4 protein-coding genes are annotated in these 5959 nt (G+C 57.5%); all 4 read left to right on the top strand.

Annotated features, from left to right (window positions below):
- The coding region (gene rlmN / locus Q0F21_RS04830) for a 23S rRNA (adenine(2503)-C(2))-methyltransferase RlmN (RefSeq protein WP_297237905.1) at positions 1 to 798 on the top strand (798 nt) is incomplete at its 5' end.
- Between the two features lie 6 nt (positions 799 to 804).
- Positions 805 to 2169: an MATE family efflux transporter gene (locus tag Q0F21_RS04825; RefSeq protein ID WP_297237903.1), complete on the top strand. Its 1365-nt coding sequence runs from the start codon at positions 805 to 807 to the stop codon at positions 2167 to 2169.
- Positions 2170 to 2408: 239 nt separating this feature from the next.
- Positions 2409 to 4562, top strand: a complete 2154-nt coding sequence (locus Q0F21_RS04820) for a DPP IV N-terminal domain-containing protein (RefSeq protein WP_297237901.1) — start codon at positions 2409 to 2411, stop codon at positions 4560 to 4562.
- Between the two features lie 20 nt (positions 4563 to 4582).
- Complete coding sequence (purD, locus tag Q0F21_RS04815; RefSeq protein ID WP_297237899.1) at positions 4583 to 5872, top strand: phosphoribosylamine--glycine ligase; 1290 nt, start codon at positions 4583 to 4585, stop codon at positions 5870 to 5872.
- The last annotated feature ends 87 nt before the right edge of the window (positions 5873 to 5959 follow it).

Below are 5959 nucleotides of genomic sequence, written 5' to 3'. Positions count from 1 at the left end.
GAGAAGTACCTCTTCCGCAAGCTGGACCGTCCGGAGCAGACCTTTGAGACCGTCTATATCCCTGAGGAGGATGGTCGGGCGACGCTCTGCATCTCCTCACAGGTGGGCTGTCGGATGGGGTGCCGCTTCTGCGCCACAGGGCAGATGGGATTCCACGGGCATCTCACCGCAGCCGATGTGATTAATCAGGTACTAAGTGTGCCCCACTCTGACGCCCTCACCAACGTCGTCTTCATGGGCATGGGCGAGCCACTGGATAACTACAAGGTGGTCGCCTCCGTCCTGGAGATCATGACCTCCGACTATGGACTTGCCTGGAGTCCGAAGAGGATCACAGTCAGCACAGTAGGTCCTCGGGTCGGGCTGACCCGCTTCCTCGATGAGCAGCGGGCCAATCTGGCCGTTAGTCTACACAGCCCGTTCCCCGAGGAGCGGGCGGAGATAATGCCTGTGGAGGGGCTCTTTCCCATCGAGGAGGTAATCGAGACCTTGGGTAAGTACGACTTCACCGGTCAGAGGAGGCTCTCCTTTGAGTACATCGTCTTCGGCGAGCTCAATGACGACCTCCGCCATGCTAAGGCACTGGTGGAGCTGATCCGTCCTCTCCGATCCCGGGTCAATCTGATCCCCTACCATCCGATCGACGGACTACCCTATCACGCCTCGGACCGGGCGGTGATCGAGCGCTTCGCAGAGTACCTCAATGCCCACGGTGTCATCGCCACGATACGCCGGTCCCGCGGCCAGGACATAGATGCCGCGTGTGGCATGCTCTCCACTCTTAAGCCACTCTCTTAGTCACTAATGAGAGAGGCAAAGGATCTCACCGACGGATCTATCGGTAAGCAGATCGTAGCGCTGGCGCTACCGATCCTGGGGAGCTCATTTACCCTGATGCTCTACAGCTTCGTCGATATGGCGTGGTTGGGACGGCTGAGCAGCCAGACGGTAGCCGCCTCCGGAGCAGCATCGATATTTACCTGGCTTGTCACCTGCTTCACACTCATTACGAAGGTGGGGGCAGAGGTGACTGTGGCAAATGGGATCGGGCGAAAGGACGAGAGTGCAGCGGCGGACTTTGCCGCGCACAATATCACGCTGGCGCTCTACCTCGGTCTCACGACGGCGCTCGTCTTTGCCCTCTTCACGGAGTCCTTCATTGGGTTTTATGGACTGGAGGCGCCCGTGGATCGGTATGCGACAGACTACCTGAGGATCTGCGCACTCGGCTTCCCCTTCATATTCCTCAGCAATGCCTTCATCGGCATCTACAACGCCTCCGGACTCTCCAAGATCCCCTTTGTGGTCAATGTAATCGGCCTGGGGCTCAATATGCTCCTCGACCCTATACTGATCTTTGTCCTCGGTCTCGGCATACGCGGAGCCGCACTTGCCACGATCATCTCTCAGGCGATCCTGATGTCGCTCCTCCTCATCCAGATGAAGTATAGGGACCGACTCCTGGGAGACTTCCGGATGATCCGTAAGCTGTCCGGTCGAACCACACAGACGATCCTCAGACTGGGTGTACCTGCAGCGCTGATGAATGCATTCCTGGCAGTGATCAACCTTATCCTCGGACGCTTCGCCTCCTCCGCAGGGGGTGCAACGGGTGTAATGACGCTGACGATCGGGGGACAGCTGGAGGGGATCACGTGGAATGCGGGACAGGGATTCTCCACGTCGCTCTCCAGCTTTGTGTCGCAAAACTACGGTGCAGCCAGGTACGACCGGATCCGGGAGGGGCTGAGATTTACCCTATGGCTCTGTCTCTTCTTCGGGATCATCGGGACGCTGATCAATTACTTCGGCGGGTCATTCCTCTTCTCACTCATTATCCCCAACGACCCTCACGGCATCGCATCCGGAGCGGAGTACCTCAGGATCGATGCCTGGGCGCAGATCTTTATGATGATCGAGGTCTGCTTCCAGGGTTTCTTCTACGGCATGCGGCGTCCACTGCCCCCCTCTGCAATCAGCATCGGCTGCAACCTTCTCCGCATCCCTCTGGCACTTGCGCTTCTCCACTTCTTCGGCGGCATCGCCTGCCTATGGTGGACGATCTGCATCACCTGCATCCTCAAGGGTACCCTCGCCGGCGGCTATTACCTACTGAAGGGGCGAGAGAGGATCTACCCAACGACCTGGGAGGCTACGGAGGGAGCATAATCAGACTTCTTTTGGTACATTTACACTGAGCTAACGCATAAGGGAGACAGTAGTGGATCATGACGAAAATGTCCGTCCCCATCGGGGTGATTTCTTTTACCGGTATTAGTGACAACTAATATCGGTATTAGTGATCACTAATATCGGTATTAGTTTTCTCTCATACCGACATCGATCCGAGGAACCTCTCCGTTGCGATTGTCCTTTGCATATTACATATGAGTACATATAGAAATAAAATGAGTACCAAGACTTACCTTTTTCTTCTATCCCTAATCGCCGGCTGCCACCTGCTACAGGCGCAGACCGTCGAGCCACTGACGCTGGATGATGTCACTCCCGGCGGGCGAACCTACTGGAGTCACCAGCCCTCCACACCGACGATCTGCGGGATCATCGGCGATGGCGTGGTCACCTATGACAAGGAGGGACTCAAGCTGGTGGACAAGTCCGGTCGTGAGACCGATCTCCTGACGCTGCAAGAGTGGTCACAGATCGACAATGCCCCGGTCAAGGCACTTCCCTGGCTGACGGTGTACGGAAAAGGTGAGTACTTGTCTCGCACCTCGGAGAGGGGCATTGACTTCATCGACCTGAAGTCCAGATCCGTCGCCAAGCACTTTGCGTACGACACGAAGCGGTGGCAGCATCTACACGTGGCACCCGGAGCCTCCTACATCGTCCTCTCGGACGGTGAGACGATAGCGCTGCTGGAGAGCGGTGCGGCTGAGCCACGGGAACTGGTAAGCGACTCATCGCACGATATTGTGTACGGCATGCCGGCAGCGCGAAACGAGTTTGGGATCGAGTCGGGCATCTTCTTCTCCCCGAGCGGCAGGTACTTCGCCTTCTACCGCATCGACCAGACGGAGGTGACGGACTATCCGATCGTCCGGATCCATCGCCCGATAGCGGAGAGTGACCCCCTGAAGTACCCGATGACAGGGCAAGGCACTCAGCATACGACCGTAGGCATCTACGACACGACCGATGGCTCCATCCACTACCTCGCCACAGGTGAGCCGACAGACAGGTACTTCACCAACCTCTCCTGGGCTCCGGACGAGAAAAGCCTCTACATCGATGAGGTGAAGCGGTCTCAGGACGAGTGCAACCTGGTGGAATATAGTGTGGAGAGCGGTCTACCGCTACGGACCGTGCTGACGGAGCGCAACGAGAGATACATCGAGCCGCTGCAGCCCATCGCTTTCACCAGTGACGGCAGGTCGTTTGTCCGCTCCAGCCGAATCGATGGCTACCGTCACCTTTACCTCTATCGCACAAAGGACGGCAAGCTGATCCGTCAGCTCACCAAGGGGGAGTGGGAGGTCAAGTCGCTCTATGGAATCTCGCCCGATGATCGCTACGCTTACTTCCTCGGCAACGAAAGCTATCCAATGGGTCAGGCACTCTATCGGGTAGCGCTTGCGAGCGGCAAGATGACCGCCATCACGCCAGAGCGGGGATGGCACTCCTGCAGTCTGTCTGCGGACTTCACGACAGCGTACGACCTCTTTAGCTCCAAGGACACCCCCGGAGAGGTTCGGATCATTGACTTAGGAAAGAAGGCAGTGCGATCGCATCTGCTCAAGAAGTGCGAGGTGCCGAGTGATATTGCTCGCCGACCGGAAGTCAGGCTGGGGACGATCAAGTCAGCAGATGGCGTGACCGATCTATACTACAAAATGACCCTACCCGCCACTCTCGAGGAAGGGAAGAAGTATCCGACGATCGTCTACGTCTATGGAGGTCCTCATGCACAGCTGGTGACGGATAGCTGGCGGAGCCTAAGATACAACTGGGACAATTACATGGCTGAGCAGGGGTACATCGTCTTTACGGTGGACGGTCGCGGGTCAGACAATCGCGGCATGGCCTTCGAGAGCATCATACACCGTCAGCTGGGCAAGGCAGAGATGGCAGATCAGATGGAGGGGGTGAAGTTCCTCTCCTCCCTGCCCTATGTCGATACCGACCGACTCGGCGTCTACGGCTGGAGCTTCGGTGGCTTCATGACCACAAACCTGATGCTGACCCACGGGGACACTTTCAAGGTCGGTGTCGCCGGCGGTCCGGTGATCGACTGGGCTTTCTACGAGATTATGTACGGGGAGCGCTATATGGATACCCCGCAGGAGAATCCCGACGGCTACGCCGCTTCGCGTCTCTCCGACCGAGCCAAGGATCTGCGGGGGAGACTTCTCCTGATCCATGGCGGGGTCGACCCGGTAGTGGTGTGGCAAAACTCTCAGACCTTCCTCAACGCCTGCATCGCCGCCCGTACCTACCCGGACTATATGGTCTACCCCAATCACGAACACAATGTCCTCGGTCCGGATCGGGTTCATCTCAATACCGTTATCAGTCGCTACTTCGACGACTTCCTCAAGTAAAATACAATAGAACAAGTGATATGAAAGCATTAGTACTCGGCTCCGGCGGACGGGAGCAAGCGATCGCCTGGAAGATAGCCAAGAGCCCACTGGTCAGTGAGGTGATCATCGCACCGGGGAATGCAGGATCCTTTCCCAAAACAAGGAATACCGATCTCGACATCAATGATGCCGATGCAGTTGCAGACTATCTGACCAAAGAGTCTGTCGAACTGCTTGTCGTCGGTCCGGAGCAGCCCTTAGTGGGTGGACTGGTGGATCAGCTGCTGGCTCGACCGGAGCTGAGCGACCTCCACATCGTCGGCCCCACACGAGAGGCGGCGCAAATGGAGGGGAGTAAGGACTTCGCCAAGGCCTTTATGCAGAAGCACGGCATCCCGACAGCCAAGTACCGCTCCTTTACCTCCGACGAGCGGGAGGCGGCGCTGGACTACCTTCGCCATGAAGAGAGAGCCCCCTATGTCCTTAAGGCGGACGGCCTAGCAGCGGGGAAGGGCGTGCTGATCTGCCAGACCCTTGAGGAGGCAGAGGAGGGGCTGGACAGCATGCTCGGGGGGAAGTTTGGCCACTCGGCCGATACGATCCTCATAGAGACCTGTCTTACCGGTATAGAGTGCTCCGTCTTCGTCCTCACCGATGGCAAGAGCTACCGCGTCCTGCCGACGGCAAAGGACTACAAGCGCATCGGAGAGGGAGATACGGGACTCAATACAGGCGGTATGGGTGCCGTCTCGCCGGTTCCCTTTATCGACGATGAATTTATGACGAAGGTGAAGGAGAGGATCATCGAGCCCACAATCCGCGGTCTTGCTGAGGATGAGATCGACTACCGAGGGTTCCTCTACTTCGGTCTGATGAATCAGGACGGCGACCCCTACGTCATCGAGTACAATTGCCGCATGGGCGACCCCGAGACTCAGGCTGTCATGCCGAGGATTGCGGGCGACTTAGTCCCCTCGCTGCTCGCCCTCCGAGATCAGAGTTTAGCCGACACCGAGGATCCCGGCGAGATCGAGGAGACAGCACTCACGGTCGTGGCGGCGATGAAGGGCTATCCCGAGAGCTACGCCAAGGGCGCACAGGTTATTATCTACGGTGACGACAGCGACAGCTCGATCGTCTTCCACTCCGGGACCACCGGTAGTGGGCGAGACGTCCACTCTTGCGGCGGACGTGTCTTTGCCGTCACCGCACTGGATCGAGGGATCATGCGGGCTCGGAAGAGAGCCTATGAGCGGATGATGATGACCTGCTTTGATGATATGTACTACCGGCACGACATCGGTAAGGACCTCGTGGAGTACGAGTAAGGAAGGACTGGAGACGAAGTTAGATGGAGCAATACCTAGCTAAGCTGTCCTCACTCGGAGAGCAAGTACTCTCTGAGCCTATAGCTG

It is taken from the genome of uncultured Porphyromonas sp., from assembly GCF_934359325.1.
In the GTDB taxonomy this organism is placed as follows: Bacteria; Bacteroidota; Bacteroidia; order Bacteroidales; family Porphyromonadaceae; genus Porphyromonas_A.
The sequence above is the reverse complement of the archived record's forward strand: the minus strand, read 5'-3'. Positions and strand labels throughout refer to the sequence as shown.